Origin of the sequence: Streptomyces sp. NPDC052114 (genome assembly GCF_040680155.1) — a bacterium.
In the GTDB taxonomy this organism is placed as follows: Bacteria; Actinomycetota; Actinomycetes; order Streptomycetales; family Streptomycetaceae; genus Streptomyces.
On sequence record NZ_JBFAWC010000027.1, the window covers coordinates 74,487 to 94,569 of the forward strand.

Here is a 20,083-nt window from a genome sequence, read left to right on the forward strand (position 1 = left end):
CACAGCGACAGCGTCACGTCACTTCTTGCGACGCCGCCCGCCCTTCTGGGCCTTGCGGCGCTCGGCCCGCGTCATGCCGTCCGCCTCGGACCGCACGCCGCCCGTGGCGAAGTCGCCCTCGTCGACGCCGCCCTCGGCGTTCGGCGCCTGGAAGTGCAGGCGGTCGGGCCGCTGCGGGGCCTCCAGGCCCTTGGCGTGGATCTCCGGGCGCGAGGCCCCGGCCGGCACCGCGTCCTGCGCGCCGTCCTTCGACAGCGAGGGCGCCGCGTCCTCGACGGGAACCTCCTCGACCTGCTGCTCGACCTGGACCTCCAGGTTGAACAGGTAGCCGACGGACTCCTCCTTGATGCCGTCCATCATGGCGTTGAACATGTCGAAGCCCTCGCGCTGGTACTCGACCAGCGGGTCCTTCTGCGCCATGGCACGGAGGCCGATGCCCTCCTGGAGGTAGTCCATCTCGTAGAGGTGCTCGCGCCACTTGCGGTCGAGGACGGAGAGCACGACCCGGCGCTCCAGCTCACGCATGATGTCGGAGCCGAGCTGCGCCTCACGCTCCTCGTACTGCTCGTTGATGTCGTCCTTGATGGACTCGGAGATGAACTCGGCGGTGAGCCCGGCGCGGTCGCCCGCCGCCTCCTCCAGCTCGTCCACCGTGACCTTCACCGGGTAGAGCTGCTTGAAGGCGCCCCACAGCCGGTCCAGGTCCCACTCCTCGGCGAAGCCCTCGGCGGTCTCGGCGGCGATGTACGCGTCGATGGTGTCGTCCATGAAGTGCTGGATCTGCTCGCGCAGGTCCTCGCCCTCCAGGACGCGGCGACGCTCGCCGTAGATGACCTCGCGCTGGCGGTTGAGGACCTCGTCGTACTTGAGGACGTTCTTACGCGTCTCGAAGTTCTGCTGCTCGACCTGCGACTGGGCGGACGCGATGGCGCGCGTGACCATCTTGTTCTCGATCGGCACGTCGTCCGGGACGTTCGCCATCGACATCACGCGCTCGACCATCTGCGCCTTGAACAGGCGCATCAGGTCGTCGCCGAGCGAGAGGTAGAACCGGGACTCGCCCGGGTCGCCCTGACGGCCGGAACGACCGCGCAGCTGGTTGTCGATGCGCCGCGACTCGTGGCGCTCGGTGCCCAGGACGTAGAGCCCGCCGAGGTCCTTGACCTCTTCGAACTCGGCCTTGACGGCGTGCTCGGCCTTCTCCAGGGCGGCGGGCAGCGCCGCGGCCCACTCCTCGACGTGCTCGACGGGGTCGAGGCCGCGCTGGCGCAGCTCCGCCTCGGCGAGGTCGTCGGGGTTGCCGCCGAGCTTGATGTCGGTGCCTCGTCCGGCCATGTTCGTGGCGACGGTGACGGAGCCCTTGCGGCCGGCCTGGGCGACGATGGTCGCCTCACGGTCGTGCTGCTTGGCGTTCAGCACCTCGTGCTGGATGCCGCGCTTGGAGAGCTGCTGCGAGAGGTACTCCGACTTCTCGACGGAGGTCGTGCCGACCAGGATCGGCTGGCCCTTCTCGTGCTTCTCGGCGATGTCGTCGACGACGGCCGCGAACTTCGCGACCTCGGTGCGGTAGATCAGGTCGGACTGGTCGGCGCGCACCATCGGCCGGTTCGTCGGGATCGGCACGACGCCCAGCTTGTAGATCTGGTGGAACTCGGCGGCCTCGGTCATGGCCGTACCGGTCATGCCGGACAGGCCGCTGTCGTAGCCGTCGCGCTTGTAGAGGCGGAAGAAGTTCTGAAGGGTGATGGTGGCGAGCGTCTGGTTCTCGTCCTTGATGTCCACCCCTTCCTTCGCCTCGATCGCCTGGTGCATGCCCTCGTTGTAGCGGCGGCCGGCGAGGATACGGCCGGTGTGCTCGTCGACGATCATGACTTCGCCGTCGATGACGACGTAGTCCTTGTCGTTCTTGAAGAGTTCCTTCGCCTTGATGGCGTTGTTGAGGTAACCGACGAGGGGCGTGTTCACCGACTCGTAGAGGTTGTCGATGCCGAGCCAGTCCTCGACCTTGCTCACGCCGGTCTCGTGGATGGCGACGGTCCGCTTCTTCTCGTCGACCTCGTAGTCCCCGGTCTCCTCGATGCCCTTGAGGGGGTTGCCGGGCTCACCCTTGGTGAGGCGGGTGACCAGCTTGGCGAAGTCGCCGTACCACTTGGTGGCCTGGTCGGCGGGGCCGGAGATGATCAGTGGCGTACGGGCCTCGTCGACGAGGATCGAGTCGACCTCGTCGACCACCGCGAAGTTGTGGCCGCGCTGCACCAACTCGTCCTGCGACCACGCCATGTTGTCGCGGAGGTAGTCGAAGCCGAACTCGTTGTTCGTGCCGTAGGTGATGTCGCAGCTGTACTGCTCGCGACGCTGGGCCGGCGTCATGTTGGCCAGGATGCAGCCGACCTTCAGACCCAGGAACTTGTGGACGCGACCCATCATCTCGGAGTCGCGCTCGGCCAGGTAGTCGTTCACCGTGATGAGGTGGACGCCCTTGCCGGAAAGCGCGTTCAGGTACGCGGGCAGGGTGCCGACGAGGGTCTTGCCCTCACCGGTCTTCATCTCGGCGACATAGCCCATGTGCAGGGCGGCGCCGCCCATCAGCTGGACGTCGTAGTGACGCTGGCCCAGGACGCGCTTGGCGGCCTCACGGACGGTGGCGAAGGCCTCGGGGAGGAGGTCGTCGAGCGTCTCGCCGTCGGCGTAACGCTCCTTGTACTCCTCGGTCAGCGCGCGCAGCTCGGCGTCGGAGAGGCTGACGAAGTCCTCTTCGATGGAGTTGACCTGGTCCGCGATGCGGTGCAGCTTGCGCAGGATCTTGCCTTCGCCTGCACGCATGATCTTCGAGAGGACGGACACGGGGGTTGGTCTCCTTGCCGGTCGGGCCTGGCATGGTCGGTTTTACTCGTCGGGCAACGGCCATCGTATGCGAGGACCCGGCTGCGCCGGGAGGTCTGCCATGAGGACAACGGGCGAGGAGCGCCGAAGGTGCCGGGTTGCGCCCATGAGTACCTCGCGGGTGGTGGTCGCGCACAGCCTCCGGTGACGCCTGCGCACAGCCCCCGGTGGCGGGGTGCACAGCCCCCGGTGGCGGGGTGCGCGGCCCGCGGTGGCAGGGGTGAGCGGCCCGCGCGCGGTGCGTGCGGGCCCGTGCGCGGGCGGCCGTGCGCGGTTCTCGGACAGTGATCCGGGCGACCCCGAAAAACACTGGCTCCTTGGACGGCTCCCCCACAGAATCGGTTGATGGAGCCCGTGACACTCACCACCGAACGTCTGTGCCTGCGCACCTTCGTGCCCGAGGACATCGACGAGATCCACCTGGCCTGCCAGGACCCCGACATCCAGCGCTGGACCACGGTTCCCTCGCCGTACGCGCGCGTGGACGCCGAGGATTTCGTCCACCACCGGGTTCCGAGCGCGTGGCGGGAGGACGTGGAGTACACCTTCGGCGTACGTCCCCGGGAGGGCGGTCCGCTGCTCGCCGCCGCCAGCCTGCACCACCCGCGCTCGGGCACCTGGGAGGTGGGCTTCTGGACGGCCAAGGAGCACCGGGGCCTCGGCTATATGACGGAGACGGTGCTCGGCCTCGCCCGCTGGGCCTTCACGGACCTGCGCTGCACCCGTCTGGAGTGGCGCGCGGAGGTCGGCAACACCGGCTCGCGCGCGGTCGTGGAGAAGGCCGGCTTCACCGTCGAGGGCGTGCACCGCGCGGGCCTGCTGAACAAGGGCACTCTCCGTGACGGCTGGGTCGGCGCGCTGCTGCCCTCGGACCTCGGCATGGCCTCGTCGGTCCCGTACCTCCCGGCGAAGGCGGGCAGCGGGCGGATCTGAGCCCGGCAGCCCCGTCCGAGCCCGGCAGCCCCGTCCGAGTCCGACGGCCCCGAGCCGGACCGGCCTGAGCCGGACAGGCCCCGCCGAGCCCACGCGGGCCCGAGCCGGACCGCACCACCCGCCGGGCCGCCCCCGCCGGATTGTCAGTGCCGCCCTTTATCGTTCGGACCATGACGAGCCTGCCGAGTCCCGCCATCGAACTCTCCGCCGACGAGGCGCGCCGCATCGCCCTGCGTGCCCAGGGATTCATCGGCGCCCCCGACCGCAGGTCGGGCGTGCGGGGCGTCCTGCGGCACCTCGGCGCGGTGCAGCTCGACACGATCTCGGTCCTGGCCCGCTCGCACGAACTGATTCCGTACGCACGCCTGGGCGCCGTGGGCCGCGACCGGATCGAGGCGGCGTACTGGGACGGCACCACGGGCCCGGGCCCCTCCCGCCCGCACGCCTTCGAGTACTGGTCGCACGCCGCGTGCATCCTGCCCATCGAGGAGTGGCCGCACTTCGCCTTCCGCCGCCGCGCCTACCGCGCCCGCCCGCACTGGCACCACGACCTGCCCGACGGGGCGTACGACCAGGTGATCAAGCAGCTGCGCGCCGAAGGCCCGCTCACGGCCACGGAGTTGGGCGGCGCGAAGAACAAGGGCGAGTGGTGGGACTGGTCCGAGTCGAAGATCGCCGTCGAGCGCGCGCTGATGTACGGCGAGGTGGTGTGCACGGAGCGCCGTTCCTGGAAGCGGGTGTACGACCTGGCGGAGCGCGCCGTCCCTGCCCCGCTGCTCCATGACGACCTGGCGGACGCGGAGTGTCTGCGCCGTCTGGTCCGCCAGGCCGGCGACGCCCTAGGTGTCGGCACGCGCGCGGACATCGCCGACTATCACCGCCTCAAGGGCGAGCAGTTCGACGCGGTGGTCGCGGACTCGGGCCTGGTGCCGGTGACGGTCCAGGGCTGGGACAAGCCCGCCTGGGCGGACCCGGCGGCCCTGGAGACGGCTCCTCGCGGCCGGCACCGCACGACGTTGCTGTCCCCCTTCGACTCCCTGATCTGGGAGCGGGCGCGCACGGAGCGGATCTTCGGCTTCACGCACCGCCTGGAGGCGTATGTGCCCAAGCCCAAGCGGATCCACGGCTACTTCGCGATGCCGCTGCTCGCGGGCGGCAAGCTCCTGGGCCGCGTCGACCCCGCGCGCGAGGGCACCACTCTGGTGGCCAAGCAGGTCTCGCTGGACACCCCGAAGGCAGTGGCGCCGATGGCGCAGGCCCTGCGCGAGGCGGCGTCCTGGGTCGGCTGCGATTCCGTACGGGTGGAGCGGATGAACCGCCCGGAGCTGACGGCGGAGCTGACTGCCGCGCTCGGCTGAGGCCGAGGCCACCGGGTCCGACCCGTCGGGTCCGACCCGTCGGGTCCGAACCAGCGGATCCGAACCAGCGGATCCGGTCAGCCGATCCGGTCAGCGGATCTCGAGGATCTTCTCCCGCATCGCGTAGACCACGGCCTCCATTCTGGAGTGCAGCTGCAGCTTCTCCAGAATGTTGCGCACGTGGTTCTTCACGGTGTTCTCGGAGATGAACAACTCCTTGGCGATGTCCCGGTTGTTCATGCCGGTGGCCACCAGCTTGAGCACCTCCAGCTCCCGGTCGGTCAGCCGGGGCGCGGGCACGAGCCGCCGCTCGTCCGTGCGCTGGATCATCGACTTGAACTCCGTGAGCAGCTTGGACGCCATCGAGGGGCTGATCTGCGACTGCCCGTCGGCGACCGCGCGGATCGCCGTGGCCACCTCGTCGGTGGAGATCTCCTTGAGGAGATAGCCGGTGGCGCCCGCCTTGATCGCGTCGTAGAGGTCGGCCTCCTCGTCGCTGATCGTCAGCATGATGATCTTCGCGCTTGGCGCCACCTCCTTGATGGAGGTGCACGCCTCGATGCCGCCGCGCTTGGGCATGCGGACGTCCATGAGCACGATGTCGGGCAGCAGATCGGCGGCCTTGTCCACCGCCTCGGCGCCGTCGCCCGCCTCCCCGACGACCTGGATGTCCTCCTCGGCCGCGAGGACGATCTCCAGGCCCCGGCGGAAGAGGGCGTGGTCATCCACCACAAGGACCCTGATGGGCTCCTTGCGCGGGGCGCCCGCGTCCGTGCCGATGCCGATGCCGTCCTCGGCATCGTCGTGTCGCATCGGACCGAAGCTGTCCGCCATCGTTCCTCCCCCATGAAGGCCGTGGCCTGTTGTGCCTCTGCTGCGCCCAACCCCAGGCGGCAGCACACCGGTTGGCCGGCTCGCCCATGATTTCATGCCCGGCGCCGGTGCGGTGCGCGCAGTGGGCGCACGGTGATGCCCCTGGGGGCGCACGCGCGCTCCAGGGGCACCACCTCAGCGGTCACGCGGCAGGGTCAGCCGCCGAGTGCTCCGCCTCCACCGGCCGACTCGGCCTTGGCGACCATGGGGTCGGTGTTGAGGCGGATGACGCCGTAGTCGTAGGCGTGCCGTCGGTAGACGACGCTGGGTTCCTTGGATTCGGAGTCGACGAACAAGTAGAAGTCGTGGCCGACCAGTTCCATCTCGTAGAGAGCCTGGTCGAGCGACATGGGTGCGGCGACGTGCGTCTTCTCGCGGACCACGAGAGGGCCTTCGCCCTGGATCTCCAGTGAGCCGATCTTCTTGACCGGCACGCCGTCCGGCTCTTCCTCGCGGGCGACGGTCCCGTCGCCGTTGAGATACGCCGCGTCCGGGACCCGCTCGGCGACCTCGGCGGCGGAGAGCCTGCCGTTGCCTCGCCGGTTGTGGCGCTTCTCGTGCTGCTTGCGCAGTCGTGCGTCGAGCTTGGCGGTGGCCAGGTCGAGCGCCGCGTACGGATCCGTTGCCGAGGCCTCCGCGCGAATCACGGGCCCGCGTCCGCGAAGGGTGATCTCCACGCGGTCGGAACGGTCGGCCTGACGCGGGTTGGTTTCCTTGGACACCTCGACGTCGAGGCTGATCACCTTGCCGTCGAGCTTCTGGATCTTGTCCAGCTTCAGCTTCTCGGCCACGTGCTTGCGGAACCGCTCGGGCACCTCGGTCTTGCGGCCCTTGACGACGATGTCCACGCAGAACTCCGTTCCCGGATCGCTCCGCTTCTTCCGCGGAGCATCTCCCTTTTGCACCAGACCCCGGTGAATCCCGGAGCCTCGGACTCGGTGACTTCCACCTCCTCCTCCCCCGTGGACAAGATCTCCACCCCACCGGCCCGGGTGATTGCGGAAAACCCGCGGACCGGCATTCCGATATGCGAGGGACGGCGTTCACCATTCCTCACAACCGAACATATCTCGCCCGGACGGATGTCGTCACCCTCTACTGAGGCGTACCTCCATTCAGGTGTATCCACCCTCTCATCACCTGCAACGATGCAAGTTCTCAATCAGTTCCGGTTTATTTCGAAAGAATCCGGTGGGGCGGCGACAACCGCTGCGCTGATCGCGTTCTCGCAGGCCAATACCGGCCCCGGCACCGGCTCACCGTCGCCCCTTCCCCGGCCTCGCACGGCACTTGTTCCCGTGCCGCGCACGGCCCCCGCTCTCGCGTTCTCTTTCGTGTATGCGTCATGTATTGCCCGGGCGGCCTCCGCCACGGATGCGCCGGTGGTCATCAGGTCGTCCACGACCACGACCCGGCCACCGCCCGCGAGCAGCCGGCCGCCCCCGGCGGCCACCTCGAGCGCGCCCGCCAGATTGGCCTGCCGCTGCCGGGAATCGAGCCCCGACTGGTCGGCGACGGCACGCCGTTGACGCAGCACCGCGAGCACCCGCGCCGGGATGCCGGCCCGCCGCAGCTCACCCGCCGCGGCGAGCGCGATCCGCCGCACCGGGTCGTGACCTCGCGCCCGCACGGCGGCTCGCGCCGAGGGCACAGGAACGAGCGACAAAGGCATCACCGACCCCTGTGGACCACCTTGTGTGCCGCCTACCCACACTTGCGCGTCCCTACCGCCCGGATCGCTGGTTTCGCCCCGCAGACCGGCCCACACGGCCGCGGCCAGCGCCGTCCCCAGAGGCCCCGCAAGACCCAGCGCGCCGCGCTCCTTGTGCGCGAGCAGCACGGCCCGCACCGCGTCCTCGTACGCGGACGCCGCATGCACCACCGGCAGTCCGGGCGGCTCGGGCGCCGGTCGCACCCGGCGCGGCCCGGCCCCGCACAGCGCGGCGCGGCACTCGTCGCAGAGCGCCGCCCGAGGCCTCCCGCAGCCTCCGCACTCGGCCGGCAGCACCAGGTCGGTGAGGTCCTGCCACCACCCCCGCATGTCCCCACTGTGCCAAGCCGCGGACCGCGCGACCACCCCTGTGGACAACCGCCTGTGGACAACTGCCCGCCGTTGCGGCCCTACCGCCCTCACCAGGGCAAACGCCCCTATGGGCACCGCAGAGCGGCCCCGGAGAGCGGAGCGCCCCCGGACTCCGGAGCGCCCCCGCACCACGGAGCGCCCCCCTCGACGGCGAAGCGCCCCCGGCTCACCCTGGGTAGATCGGCCCCGTGCCTTCCTTGACCACGGTCTTCCACTGCGACCCCGTCGGCAGCCGCACGATCCCGTCGTCCGAGTGCGCCACCAGCGGCTGCCGCTCGTCCTCGGACGCCGCGATCTCCCTGACACCGGTCAGGCCCGGCAGCGCGGTCGCGGGAAGCACCGAGCCGTCGCACTGGACGTACCGGATCTGCTGCACCCCGCCGGTCTCCCGGCCCACCACCACGAGCCGGCCGCCGCCCGCCCACGACATGGCCGTGACCTCTTCCATCTGCGGGGCCGCCGGAGTGGGGTTCAGGACCGAGATCTCGGGCCGCTCGCCCTTGTCCCCCTTGCCGTCGCTCTTCTCGGCCCGGCCGATCCACAGCGACGTCCTGCCGCCCTTCTCCACCAGCAGCGCGATGCGCACGCCGTCGGCCGACACCCGCACCGCCTCGACCCGGCCGTCCAGAGCGGGCACCTCGACCTCGACCGGCTCGCCCTGGCCCTGCTTCAGCCAGAGCAGCCGCGGCCGCTTCGGATCACGGTCGGCCACCCACAGGTTGCCCCGGCCGTCCCAACTCGGCGCGGACAGACGCTGTCCCTCCGCCTTCGCCTTGCTGCGCACCTGCGTCTTGGTGAGCGATTCGTCGCCGATCAGCGACCCCGTGTACAGCGACTTGCCGTCCAGCGACACCCCGGCCGCGCGCTTCTCGTCACGCGAGACCGCCGCCGACAGCAACGGCTGCTCACCGGTGCCGAGAACGCCCGTCACCGGCTCCGGGTCCACGGTGCTCGCGTTGGCCGACATCCTGACCAGCCGGTGCTTGTCGTCGACGAAGTACTGGTAGACGGGACGGTCCAGGCTGCGGTACGCCGCGACCGTCTCCGCGCGCTCCTGGCTCAGGACACAGAGCATCGAGCCGTTGGACCGCTCCAGCGTCACCTGCTCGACCCCCGAGGGCGTCAAGTCCTGCAAGGTGAACAGCATTTGCGCCGCCATCCGCTTGCACTTCGTCTGCCCGTCGCCGTCGGAACGGCTGTTCAGCTGTACGGTCAGCCGGTTCTGGTCGTCCAGGGTGAGCGGCTTGTCGGGGTCCTTGAGCCGCGTACCGCTGGTGAAACTCGAACGCACCACCGGCCGGAGCCAGTTGGTCGGCCCCTCCAGCAGCGTCTTCACCGTCTGCGTCAGCGGGTCGATGCGCTGCCGTATGTACACGGGGTCCGCGACGAGACCCGTCCCGCCGCTCACCCCCGCTCCGGTGGGCGCGGCGAAGTAGTACTTGTTGACGGAGCGGTAGATCCGCTGGAAGTCGGACTCACCGAGCACCACGCCCGGCGGCGGCTGGTCGATGCGCCACTCGTTCCCGTTCGGACCGCCGACCTGGCTCAGGTGCACGGACTGGCTGTACGAGGCGTCCTGGGGCCGGTAGGCGTGCTGCTTGTCGACCTGCGCGACCTGCCGGCCGGTGAGGGTGTAGCGGCGGCTGCCGTCGCCGTCGTTGCCCGCGTTGCCCGCGTCCGTGTTGGGACCGTCGGCGAGCACCGTCGTGGACTCCTCCGGATTCCACGCCTTCGACGCCTTGCCCGTCAGATACTTGCGCGCCATCGCGAACTGCGGATCATCGCTGGTCAGCGCCTCAAGAAAGCCCTGCACGATCTCCACGGGCCGCGCGCCGTCGCGCGGCGGCTGTGCGTAGACGCGGACCTGCGACTGCGAGTCGGGACGCTGCGAGGCGTCCACGGCCTTCAGATTCCCGCTGTCGGGCATCGAGGCGCAGCCGGCCAGGAGCGCTCCGCAGGCGCCCAGCAGGAGCGCGGTGCGCAGCGGACGCCTGCGGCCCGCACGGCGGCCGCGCCCGTCGGGGTCAGCGCCCACGAGTGCTCTCCTCTTCCCTGTCCGAACCGGCCGTCGGCTCCGCCACCGCGCCGTCACCGGCCGCGGCACCCGCCTCGGCACCGGCACCGTGCACGGCCCCGTCCGCCGCCCTGCCGTTGCCACTGCCTCCGTCGACCCCGCCGTCGACGTCGCCGCCCGGCGCCTCCCCGTCCAGCGGCCTGCGCGGCACGACCCGCGCCCCGCTGCCGGGCAGCGCCGTCGGATCCACCGTCGCGGCCTGGGCGAGCCGGGGCGGTATCGGCCCCTTCGCCGGCACCGGCGGCGCCACCCGCTCGGGCGACGCCACGGACGCCTGCGCGGGCACCGTGGCGAGCTTGCTCGTGCCCCCGAGCGGCAGCCCCGCATCGTTCAGCCCGCGGTGGCGCCGCGAGTCGTCGGGCTCCAGCGGTATCGGCGACCCGCGCAGCGGCTCGTCCGCCGTCCTCGGCAACGTCAGCCTGAACTGCGAGCCACCGCCCGGCTCGCCCCACGCCTGCAGCCAGCCCCCGTGCAGCCGCGCGTCCTCCAGGGCGATGGAGAGCCCGAGCCCCGTGCCGCCGGTGGTCCGCGCGCGCGCCGGGTCCGCCCGCCAGAAACGGCTGAACACCCGGGTCGCCTCGCCGGGCTTGAGCCCCACGCCGTAGTCCCGCACCGCGACGGCGACCGCGCCGCCCGCGGCGGCAAGCCGCACGACGACGTCCTTGCCCTCGCCGTGCTCCACGGCGTTCACCACGAGATTGCGCAGCACCCGCTCCACGCGCCGCGCGTCGGCCTCGGCGACCACGGGCTGCTGGTCCCCGACGATCCGTATGTGCGTGCCCTTGCGCTCGGCGAGCATCTCCGCGCCGCCGACCACCCGGCGCACGACCTCACGCAGGTCTATCGGCTCCGCCTCCAGCGCCGCCGCCCCCGCGTCGAACCGGCTGATCTCCAGCAGGTCCGCGAGCAGCGACTCGAACCGGTCCAGCTGATCGGCGAGCAGCTCGGCCGACCGCGCGGTCACCGGGTCGAAGTCCACCCGCGCCTCATGGATGACGTCGGCGGCCATCCGCACGGTCGTCAACGGCGTCCGCAGCTCGTGCGAGACGTCCGAGACGAACCGCCGCTGCATCCGCGACAGCTCCTCCAGCTGCTGGATCTTCAGCTGCAGGTTCTGCGCCATCTTGTTGAAGGCCTCACCGAGCCGCGCGATGTCGTCCTCTCCGGTGACCTTCATACGTTCCTGAAGGCGCCCGGCGGACAGCCGCTCGGCGATCCCGGCAGCCATGCGGACGGGCGTGACGACCTGGCGCACCACCAGCCACGCGATGGCGCCGAGCAGCACCACCACGAAGAGCCCCGCGGTCGCGAGCGTCGTCCGGACGAGGTTGAGCGACTCCTCCTCCTGCGTCAGCGGAAAGAGGTAGTACAGCTGGTACGGGTCGCCGTTGAGGTCGTTGAGCCGCTTGCCGATCACCAGACCGGACTGCGGCTCGCGCCCGTCGTCGTAGACGATGCGCGTATTGGCCTGGTAGACGCCGGTCCCGTCGTCGACCTGGCGGCGCAGTTCCTCGGGCACGCTCAGGATCGGCTCGACGCCGCCCGACGCCCGCGAACCGCGCACGCTCCCCGCGTCCCCCGCGGACGTGGGGCTCAGCGTCACCACGGCGAACGCGTTCTGCCCGCCGCTGGAGAGCTGCTCGACGAGGTCGGACATCCATACGGCGGCGTTGCGCCCGTCGGCCGTACTGCCGTCCTGGCCCTGCCCCTGGGCGCTCTGCCGCGCGGCGTTGACACTGTCCTGCGCGGCCCTGAAACCACCGTCGGCCTGGCTCTGCGAGGCCTTCACCTTGGCCTTGAGCAGGCCGTTGTTCACCGAGCTCATGACGGCGAAACCGAGCATGAGCACCACACCGAGCGACATCAGCAGGGTCGTGACGACGACCTTCAGCTGGATGTTGCGCCGCCACAGCCGCACGGCGGGCAGCAGCGGGCGGCGCACCCAGCGCACGAAGAGGCGCAGCACGGGGCTGCCCTGCACCCCGCCCTGCAGCAGCAGCCCGCCGTCGACGAGCCGCCCGAACCGTGACGCGCGCCGTGCCGGGCCGGTCCGCCCCGGGCGAACCCCCGGACCCCCGGGCGCCGAGGTGGAACCGTCCCGGGACACGTCAGCTCGGTCCGGCCTTGTAACCGACGCCACGGACGGTCACCACGATCTCCGGCCGCTCGGGATCCCGCTCGACCTTGGAGCGCAGCCGCTGCACGTGCACGTTCACCAGACGGGTGTCCGCCGCGTGCCGGTAGCCCCAGACCTGCTCGAGCAGCACCTCGCGCGTGAACACCTGCCACGGCTTGCGGGCCAGCGCGACCAGCAGGTCGAACTCCAGCGGCGTCAGCGCGATCGACTGCCCGTCCCGCTTCACGGAGTGCCCCGCCACGTCGATGACCAGGTCACCGATGGCCAGCTGCTCCGGCGCGGGCTCCTCCGACCTCCGCAGCCGCGCCCTGATCCGGGCCACGAGCTCCTTCGGCTTGAACGGCTTGACGATGTAGTCGTCAGCCCCCGACTCCAGACCGACCACCACGTCCACGGTGTCGCTCTTGGCCGTGAGCATGACGATCGGCACCCCGGACTCCGCCCTGATCAGGCGGCACACCTCGATGCCGTCACGCCCCGGCAGCATGAGGTCGAGCAGCACAAGATCGGGCTTGACCTCCCGGAAAGCGGCCAGCGCCTTGTCGCCATCAGCTACGAACGACGGCTCAAAACCTTCACCACGCAGCACAATCCCGAGCATCTCGGCCAGTGCGGTGTCGTCGTCGACGACAAGGACTCGTCCCTTCATGCCTGACATCATCCCATTAGCTAATCGTTACCTGGCGTGACCTGGCACACAGCTCGGCAAGGCCCTCTGCTGTCACAGGCGACAGCACGCCCTCTTCCGTGACGATGGCCGTCACCAACTCGGGTGGCGTCACATCGAACGCGGGGTTGTACGCCTGGGTCCCCAGGGGTGCCACCGGAATACCGCCTCCCGCTTCCATCCCGATCACCGGCACATGCGGCGCCGTGACCTCCGTCACCTCGAAGCCCGCTCGCTGCTCCACCTCGATGGACGCTCCGTCCGGGGTGTCCGGATCCACGGTCGTCACCGGCGCCACCACGATGAACGGCACATGGTGATACCGCGCGAGCACGGCGAGCGGATAGCTCCCCACCTTGTTGGCCACCGAACCGTCGGCCGCGATGCGGTCCGCGCCGATCAGCACCGCGTCCACCTCATCGGCCGCGAACAGCGAACCCGCCGCGTTGTCCGTCAGCAAGGTGTACGCCATCCCGTTCCGCGCCGCCTCGTACGCGGTGAGCCTGGCCCCCTGCAGCAACGGCCGCGTCTCGTCCACCCACAGCCTGCGCAGCCGCCCCTCCCGGTGCGCCCGAAGCGCCACCGCGAACGCCGTGCCCTCCCCTCCGGAGACCAGCGCCCCCGTGTTGCAGTGCGTGAGGATCCGGTGCCCGCCGCCCGGCAGCAGCTCGTCGAGCAGCGCCAGACCGTGCGCCGCCATCCTGGCGCTGGCCTCCGCGTCCTCGGCGTGCAGCGCCCGCGCCGCATCGAGCGCCGCGACCGCGGCCTGCCGCGGCGCGGCACCGCCGGCCACCGCCGTGCGATACGCGGCCTGGGCCCTGCGCACCCCGTACCCGAGGTTGACCGCGGTGGGCCGCGCCCCCGCAAGTGAGTCCGCCGCCTCGTCCACGTCGAAACCGCGGGCGGCCGCGAGCGCGACCCCGTACGCCCCCGCGATCCCGAGCAGCGGCGCCCCACGCACCGCGAGCGTCCGTATCGCCTCCACCAGGGCGGGTGCGTCCGTGCACACCAGCTCCAGCTCCTCGCCCGGCAGCCTGGTCTGGTCGAGCAGGACCAGCACCGGGCCTTCGGGGGGGTCGTCCCATCGGATCGCGGCGATCGCCGGGTTGTCGGTCGGCCGTTTGTCCTCGCTGGATTGCGCGTACTGATCAGCCATCCGCCCAGTCTGCCCCGTACCCGGCGGACAATTGAAGGTGTACAGCCCCTACGGTGCCCGGTCACCCGGCGGGCGCACCGTGGCACGATGGCTGGCAACCTGCCGCCGCAACCGCGGACGGGCACCTTGAAGGAGCGACGATGAACGACACTCCGGGCTGGGCCTCGCCCGGATCTGCCCCCTCCGACGGACAGGACTCCGGCAAGCCGGACTCCACCGGACCCGCGGACGCCGATCGGCCGAGCGGCCCCTCCAAGTGGTCCAAGGAGCAGCCGCCGCCCGCCCAGTGGTCCCCGCCCAGCGACACGGGCCCCGGCCAGACCCCGCCGCCACCTCCCCCGCCACCCGGCCAGGGCGGCGGCTGGGGCTGGGGCGGCCGGCCTCCAGGCTCGGGCCCCGGCGGGCCCGGCGGACCGGGCGGCCCCGGCGGCTACCGCGGCTGGGGCTCCTGGCAGGGACCGCCGCCCGCCGCCAAGCCCGGCGTCATCCCGCTCCGCCCGCTCGGCGTCGGCGAGATCCTCGACGGCGCGGTGTCGACCATGCGCGCGCACTGGCGGACCGTCCTCGGCATCTCCCTGACCGTCGCCGTGCTCACGGAGATCGTGGTCGTCCTCCTCCAGGGCCTCGTCCTGAAGGAGTCCGTCGACACGGAGGCGCTCAACGACCCGAGCGCGACCGTCGGCGAACTGACCCGCGCCATGGGCGACACGCTGCTGAACTCCGGAGTGGTCCTCGTGATCACCCTGCTCGGCACCATCGTCGCGACGGCCCTGCTCACGATGGTCACCAGCCGCGCCGTCCTCGGCAAGTCGGTGACCACCGCGGAGGCCTGGCAGGACTCCCGCCCCCAGCTGGCACGGCTGTTCGGCCTGACGCTGCTCATCCCGCTCATCGGCGCGGCGGTCATCGCCGTCGGCACGCTGCCCGGCGTACTGATCGCCGTGGCGGGCGCGTCCGAAGCCGGTGCCGGTCTCGCCGTCCTCGGCGGCCTCGCCGCGAGCATCGCCGCCATCTGGATCGTGATCCGCCTCTCGCTCGCCTCCCCCGCGCTCATGCTGGAGAAGCAGGGCGTCAAGAAGTCCATGGCCCGCTCCGTCAAGCTGGTCAACGGCTCCTGGTGGCGCGTCTTCGGCATCCAGCTGCTCGCCGCGATCATCGCGAACGTCGTGGCGTCGATCATCGTCATCCCGTTCACCTTCATCGCCGGCGCACTCAGCGGCGAAGGAGTCTCCGGCTTCCTCAACAGCACCGCCGAACTGGGCTGGACCTTCCTGATCGTCAACGGCATCGGCTCGGTCATCGGCTCCATGCTGACGTTCCCGATCACGGCCGGCGTCACCGTGCTCCTCTACATCGACCAGCGCATCCGCCGCGAGGCCCTCGACCTCGAACTCGCCCGCGCCGCCGGCATCCCCGGCCAGGCGTCCAACCCGCCCGGCACCCCGGGGAGCTGATGCGGTGACCTCGGCGGGGGCAGTGCTCAGAGGGCTCGGGGCGGCACCGCTCCTGCCGCGCACCGGCGACGACCCACCGGTGACGATCCCGCGCGACCCCGCGCGGGAAGCGGCCGAACGCGAACTGTCCAAGCCGATGTACCACGAGAACGACCCCAGCCTCTTCGAGCGCGCTCTGGACCGCTTCTGGAACTGGGTGGACGACCTGTTCTCCGCCGCCTCGGGGGCCACCCCGGGCGGCGGGTTCGGCCTCCTGGTCATCGTCCTGGCCGTCGTCCTCCTCTGTGTCGCCCTGTGGTGGCGCCTGGGCACCCCGCGCCGCACCCCCTCCACCGCACCGGCCCTCTTCGACGACCGCCCCCGCAGCGCCGCCGAACACCGCGCGGCCGCCGAGGCGCACGCGGCCCAGAAACACTGGAACCAAGCCGTCCAGGAACGCATGCGCGCCCTCGTCCGCGCCCTGGAAGAACGCGCGCTCCTGGACCCCCGCCCCGGCCGCACCGCCGACGAGGCCGCGGCCGAAGCGGGCCGCACCCTCCCCTCCCACACCGCCCGACTGCGCACCGCCGCCCACGACTTCGACGACGTGACATACGGCGGCCGCACCGCCGACGAAGCCGCGTACCGCCGCCTGGCCGAGCTCGACCACGACCTGGAACGCACCAAACCGGTCCTGTCCAGCACCGCCCACACCACACCGAGCGACAGCGCCCAAGAGAGCGTCGGCAGCAACTCCCGAGGGGCCGCCGAATGACCGCCCCCACCCCCGCCACCGAGCCGCCGCGGCCCACCACGCCCGACACCACGCGGCAGCCCGACGCACCACCCCCGGCCACCGCATCGGCCGCCACCTCGATCTCCCCCACGGCCCGCCACCTCTGGACCCGCTCCCGAGGCATCGCCCTCGCCCTGGTCGTCCTCCTGGCCGCCGCCGTCGCCATCGCCGCCGTCCGCTCCGGCGCCCAGCACGGCCGCCTCGACCCGCGCTCCGCCGACCCCTACGGCAGCCGGGCCGTCGCCGAACTCCTCGCCGACCGAGGCGTGTCCACCCGCGTCGTCACCACCACCGAAGAGGCCCGAGCCGCGGCCGACGCCGACACCACCCTCCTCGTGGCCAACCCCGACACCCTCACCGACCGCCAGCGCTCCCGCCTCCATGCGGCCACCGAGGACTCCGAGGGACGCACCGTCCTCGTCACCCCGGGCTCCCCGTCGATCGGCGACCTCGCCCCCGGCGTCACCGCGGACGACCTGCCCAGCACCGAATCCACGCTCTCCCCCGGCTGCTCCCTCGCCGCCGCCCGCCGCGCCGGCCCCGCCGACATGGGCGGCATCCGCTACGACACCCTCGCCCCCGACGCCGACGCCTGCTACCTCAGCGACGGCCTGCCCGGCCTCCTGCATCTCCCCGCCCCCCGCGGAACCGGCGACACCGTCGTCCTCGGCGCGCCCGACATCCTCTACAACGACCGCCTCGACCAGCAGGGCAACGCCTCGCTCGCCCTCCAACTCCTCGGCTCCCGCCCCCATCTGGTCTGGTACCTCCCCTCGCCCTCCGACGACCGGTCGACCCCCGAATCCGAGCGCCGCGGCTTCTTCGACCTGATCCCCTCCGGCTGGCGCTGGGGCACCCTGCAACTCGCCGTCGCCGCCGCACTCGCCGCCCTGTGGCGCGCACGCCGCCTCGGCCCCCTCGTCGCCGAACGCCTCCCCGTGGCCATCCGTGCCTCCGAGACCGTCGAAGGCCGCGCCCGCCTGTACCGCAAGGCGGACGCCCGCGACCGCGCCGCCTCCGCCCTGCGCACCGCCACCCGCACCCGCCTCGCCCCCCTCGTCGGCGCGGCCCCCGCCCAGGCGCACGCACCCGAGACCCTGATCCCCGCCCTGTCCGCCCGGCTCGGCACCCCCGGCCAGGACCTGCACGCCCTCCTCTTCGGGCCACCCCCCGGCAACGACGCAGCACTCATCGCCCTCGCCGACCAACTCGACGCCCTCGAAAGAGAGGTACGCCACTCATGATGGACCCGACCACTGACAACGGGCCCACCGGAGATCCCCGCGGCTCACGCGCGTCTCTCGAAGCACTGCGCGCAGAGATCTCCAAGGCCGTGGTCGGCCAGGACCCCGCCGTCACCGGACTCGTCGTCGCCCTCCTGTGCCGCGGCCACGTCCTGCTCGAAGGAGTCCCCGGAGTGGCCAAGACGCTGCTCGTCCGCACACTCGCCGCGAGCCTCGAACTCGACACCAAGCGCGTCCAGTTCACCCCCGACCTGATGCCGAGCGACGTCACGGGCTCCCTCGTCTACGACGCCCGCAGCACCGAGTTCTCCTTCCAGCCAGGACCGGTCTTCACCAACCTCCTGCTGGCCGACGAGATCAACCGCACCCCGCCCAAGACCCAGTCCTCGCTCCTCGAAGCGATGGAGGAACGCCAGGTCACGGTCGACGGCACACCGCGCCCGCTCCCCGAGCCCTTCCTCGTCGCAGCCACCCAGAACCCGGTCGAGTACGAGGGCACGTACCCCCTCCCCGAAGCGCAGCTGGACCGTTTCCTCCTCAAGCTGACGGTGCCCCTGCCCTCCCGCCAGGACGAGATCGACGTCCTCACCCGCCACGCCGAGGGCTTCAACCCGCGCGACCTCCGCGCCGCCGGCGTACGCCCCGTGGCGGGCGCCGCCGACCTCGAAGCCGCCCGCGCCGCCGTCGCCAAGACCTCCGTCTCCCCGGAGATCACCGCGTACGTCGTGGACGTGTGCCGCGCCACCCGCGAGTCCCCGTCCCTCACCCTCGGCGTCTCCCCGCGAGGCGCCACGGCCCTGCTCTCCACGGCCCGCGCCTGGGCCTGGCTCACCGGCCGCGACTACGTCATCCCCGACGACGTCAAGGCCCTCGCGCTCCCCACCCTGCGCCACCGCGTCCAGCTCCGCCCCGAAGCCGAGATGGAAGGCGTCACGGCCGACTCCGTCATCAACGCGATCCTCGCCCACGTCCCGGTCCCCCGCTGATGGCCCTCACCGGACGCACCGCCCTCCTCGCGGCACTCGGCACCCTCCCGGTGGGCCTCTGGGAGCCGAGCTGGACGGGCATCCTCGCCGTGAACGCCCCCCTGGCCCTGGCCTGCGCCTGCGATTTCGCCCTTGCCGCCCCCGTACGCCGCCTCGGCCTGACCCGCTCCGGCGACACTTCCGTACGCCTGGGCGAATCCGCCGACATCGAACTCACCGTCACCAACCCCTCCGGCCGCCCCCTGCGCGCCGTCCTCCGCGACGCCTGGCCCCCCAGCAGCCGACAGCCGGACGCCGACGTCACGGACGCCCGCCACCGCCTGGCCGTCCCGGCCGGCGAACGCCGCCGCCTCACCACACGCCTGCACCCCACCCGCCGGGGCGACCACCAGGCCGACCGCGTGACGATCCGCTCGTACGGCCCCTTGGGTCTCTTCACCCGCCAAGGCAGCCACAAGGTGCCGTGGACCCTGCGCGTCCTGCCCCCGTTCACCAGCCGGAAGCACCTTCCTTCCAAACTGGCCCGCCTCCGCGAACTCGACGGCCGCACCAGTGTGCTGACGCGCGGCCAGGGCACCGAATTCGACAGCCTGCGCGACTACATCCCCGGGGACGACACCCGCTCCATCGACTGGCGCGCCACCGCCCGCCAGTCCAGCGTCGCCGTCCGCACCTGGCGTCCGGAGCGCGACCGCCACATCCTCCTGGTGCTCGACACCGGCCGCACCTCGGCCGGCCGCGTGGGCGACGCCCCACGCCTCGACGCCTCCATGGACGCGGCCCTGCTCCTCGCCGCCCTGGCCTCCCGCGCAGGCGACCGCGTGGACCTTCTCGCCTACGACCGCCGGGTACGCGCCCTGGTCCAGGGCCGCTCAGCCGGAGACGTCCTCCCCTCCCTGGTCAACGCCTTGGCCACAGTGGAACCCGAGCTCGTCGAGACGGATGCCCGAGGCCTGACCTCGACGGCCCTCCGCACGGCGCCTCGCAGCTCCCTGATCGTGCTGCTCACCAGCCTCGACACGGCCCCGATCGAAGAAGGCCTGCTCCCGGTGCTTTCCCGCCTGACCAAGCGCCACCACGTCCTGGTCGCTTCGGTGGCGGACCCCCACATCGAGAAGATGGCGGCGTCCCGCGGGACTACAGAAGCGGTCTACGACGCGGCAGCAGCCGCACAAGCCCAATCGGAACGCCACCGCACAGCGGAGCAACTCACCCGCCGTGGCGTCACGGTCGTGGACGCCACCCCCGACAACCTCGCCCCGGCCTTGGCAGACGCCTACCTTTCCCTCAAGGCAGCCGGCCGCCTCTAAAAGAAGGCAGGGAACAAGCAGCGGAGACCAACAAACATCCCCCGCCGCAAAAGGCCCCTAAACGCAAGAAAGCCCCGGACCGTTCCCGGTCCGGGGCTTTCTTCAAAAGGAGTTCGGCGGCGTCCTACTCTCCCACAGGGTCCCCCCTGC

At 71.5% G+C, this 20,083-nt stretch carries 15 protein-coding genes; 7 read left to right on the top strand and 8 right to left on the bottom strand.

Annotated features, from left to right (window positions below):
- Positions 1 to 18: 18 nt before the first annotated feature.
- Positions 19 to 2,844 carry a preprotein translocase subunit SecA gene (secA, locus tag AB0L89_RS37840; RefSeq protein ID WP_365151910.1) on the bottom strand — a complete coding sequence of 942 codons (2,826 nt, stop codon included), beginning with the start codon at positions 2,842 to 2,844 and terminating at the stop codon, positions 19 to 21.
- Between the two features lie 384 nt (positions 2,845 to 3,228).
- Here secA and AB0L89_RS37845 point away from each other — a divergent pair, with 384 nt between their 5' ends.
- Positions 3,229 to 3,816: a GNAT family N-acetyltransferase gene (locus AB0L89_RS37845; protein ID WP_365151912.1), complete on the top strand. Its 588-nt coding sequence runs from the start codon at positions 3,229 to 3,231 to the stop codon at positions 3,814 to 3,816.
- A 170-nt stretch (positions 3,817 to 3,986) separates the two neighbouring features.
- Complete coding sequence (locus AB0L89_RS37850; RefSeq protein WP_365151914.1) at positions 3,987 to 5,174, top strand: crosslink repair DNA glycosylase YcaQ family protein; 1,188 nt, start codon at positions 3,987 to 3,989, stop codon at positions 5,172 to 5,174.
- Between the two features lie 90 nt (positions 5,175 to 5,264).
- On the opposite strand, the gene AB0L89_RS37855 is transcribed toward AB0L89_RS37850, so the two are convergent.
- From AB0L89_RS37855 to mtnA, 7 genes are all read right to left on the bottom strand, one after another.
- Entirely contained in the window at positions 5,265 to 6,008 is a 744-nt protein-coding gene (locus AB0L89_RS37855; protein ID WP_365151916.1) for a response regulator transcription factor, read from the bottom strand.
- Positions 6,009 to 6,202: 194 nt separating this feature from the next.
- Positions 6,203 to 6,952, bottom strand: a complete 750-nt coding sequence (gene raiA / locus AB0L89_RS37860; protein WP_365151918.1) for a ribosome-associated translation inhibitor RaiA — start codon at positions 6,950 to 6,952, stop codon at positions 6,203 to 6,205.
- Positions 6,953 to 7,209: 257 nt separating this feature from the next.
- Positions 7,210 to 8,088 carry a ComF family protein gene (locus AB0L89_RS37865; protein WP_365151920.1) on the bottom strand — a complete coding sequence of 293 codons (879 nt, stop codon included), beginning with the start codon at positions 8,086 to 8,088 and terminating at the stop codon, positions 7,210 to 7,212.
- Positions 8,089 to 8,296: 208 nt separating this feature from the next.
- On the bottom strand, positions 8,297 to 10,057 hold the full coding sequence (locus AB0L89_RS37870; RefSeq protein ID WP_365151941.1) for an LpqB family beta-propeller domain-containing protein: 1,761 nt from the start codon (positions 10,055 to 10,057) through the stop codon (positions 8,297 to 8,299).
- 97 nt (positions 10,058 to 10,154) lie between these two features.
- Positions 10,155 to 12,311 carry an MtrAB system histidine kinase MtrB gene (gene mtrB, locus AB0L89_RS37875; protein ID WP_365151922.1) on the bottom strand — a complete coding sequence of 719 codons (2,157 nt, stop codon included), beginning with the start codon at positions 12,309 to 12,311 and terminating at the stop codon, positions 10,155 to 10,157.
- A gap of 1 nt (position 12,312) precedes the next feature.
- A complete protein-coding gene (mtrA, locus tag AB0L89_RS37880) occupies positions 12,313 to 13,002 on the bottom strand; it encodes a two-component system response regulator MtrA (RefSeq protein WP_193433299.1) in 690 nt (229 codons plus the stop codon).
- A 4-nt stretch (positions 13,003 to 13,006) separates the two neighbouring features.
- Positions 13,007 to 14,164: an S-methyl-5-thioribose-1-phosphate isomerase gene (mtnA, locus tag AB0L89_RS37885; protein WP_365151925.1), complete on the bottom strand. Its 1,158-nt coding sequence runs from the start codon at positions 14,162 to 14,164 to the stop codon at positions 13,007 to 13,009.
- Between the two features lie 140 nt (positions 14,165 to 14,304).
- Here mtnA and AB0L89_RS37890 point away from each other — a divergent pair, with 140 nt between their 5' ends.
- Genes AB0L89_RS37890 through AB0L89_RS37910 form a run of 5 tightly spaced genes read left to right on the top strand, consistent with a single transcriptional unit; the run spans position 14,305 to position 19,933 of the window.
- Positions 14,305 to 15,618 (top strand): glycerophosphoryl diester phosphodiesterase membrane domain-containing protein, encoded by a 1,314-nt coding sequence (locus AB0L89_RS37890; protein WP_365151927.1) that lies wholly within the window; start codon positions 14,305 to 14,307, stop codon positions 15,616 to 15,618.
- A gap of 4 nt (positions 15,619 to 15,622) precedes the next feature.
- Entirely contained in the window at positions 15,623 to 16,372 is a 750-nt protein-coding gene (locus tag AB0L89_RS37895; RefSeq protein WP_365151929.1) for a DUF4129 domain-containing protein, read from the top strand.
- Complete coding sequence (locus tag AB0L89_RS37900; protein ID WP_365151931.1) at positions 16,369 to 17,637, top strand: DUF4350 domain-containing protein; 1,269 nt, start codon at positions 16,369 to 16,371, stop codon at positions 17,635 to 17,637. The genes AB0L89_RS37895 and AB0L89_RS37900 overlap by 4 nt, the downstream gene beginning before the upstream one ends.
- Positions 17,637 to 18,623, top strand: coding sequence for a MoxR family ATPase (locus AB0L89_RS37905; RefSeq protein ID WP_365151933.1), 987 nt, complete (start codon positions 17,637 to 17,639; stop codon positions 18,621 to 18,623). The genes AB0L89_RS37900 and AB0L89_RS37905 overlap by 1 nt, the downstream gene beginning before the upstream one ends.
- Positions 18,623 to 19,933 (top strand): DUF58 domain-containing protein, encoded by a 1,311-nt coding sequence (locus AB0L89_RS37910; RefSeq protein ID WP_365151935.1) that lies wholly within the window; start codon positions 18,623 to 18,625, stop codon positions 19,931 to 19,933. Before AB0L89_RS37905 ends, AB0L89_RS37910 begins: the two co-directional genes overlap by 1 nt.
- The last annotated feature ends 150 nt before the right edge of the window (positions 19,934 to 20,083 follow it).

Coding starts and splice junctions, on each gene's coding strand:
- AB0L89_RS37910 (WP_365151935.1), top strand. CDS start 18,623: ATGGCCCTCACCGGACGCACCGCCCTCCTCGCGGCACTCGGCACCCTC.
- AB0L89_RS37890 (WP_365151927.1), top strand. CDS start 14,305: ATGAACGACACTCCGGGCTGGGCCTCGCCCGGATCTGCCCCCTCCGAC.
- AB0L89_RS37900 (WP_365151931.1), top strand. CDS start 16,369: ATGACCGCCCCCACCCCCGCCACCGAGCCGCCGCGGCCCACCACGCCC.
- mtnA (WP_365151925.1), bottom strand. CDS start 14,164: ATGGCTGATCAGTACGCGCAATCCAGCGAGGACAAACGGCCGACCGAC.
- AB0L89_RS37870 (WP_365151941.1), bottom strand. CDS start 10,057: ATGCCCGACAGCGGGAATCTGAAGGCCGTGGACGCCTCGCAGCGTCCC.
- AB0L89_RS37905 (WP_365151933.1), top strand. CDS start 17,637: ATGGACCCGACCACTGACAACGGGCCCACCGGAGATCCCCGCGGCTCA.
- mtrA (WP_193433299.1), bottom strand. CDS start 13,002: ATGATGTCAGGCATGAAGGGACGAGTCCTTGTCGTCGACGACGACACC.
- AB0L89_RS37850 (WP_365151914.1), top strand. CDS start 3,987: ATGACGAGCCTGCCGAGTCCCGCCATCGAACTCTCCGCCGACGAGGCG.
- AB0L89_RS37845 (WP_365151912.1), top strand. CDS start 3,229: ATGGAGCCCGTGACACTCACCACCGAACGTCTGTGCCTGCGCACCTTC.
- AB0L89_RS37855 (WP_365151916.1), bottom strand. CDS start 6,008: ATGGCGGACAGCTTCGGTCCGATGCGACACGACGATGCCGAGGACGGC.
- AB0L89_RS37865 (WP_365151920.1), bottom strand. CDS start 8,088: ATGCGGGGGTGGTGGCAGGACCTCACCGACCTGGTGCTGCCGGCCGAG.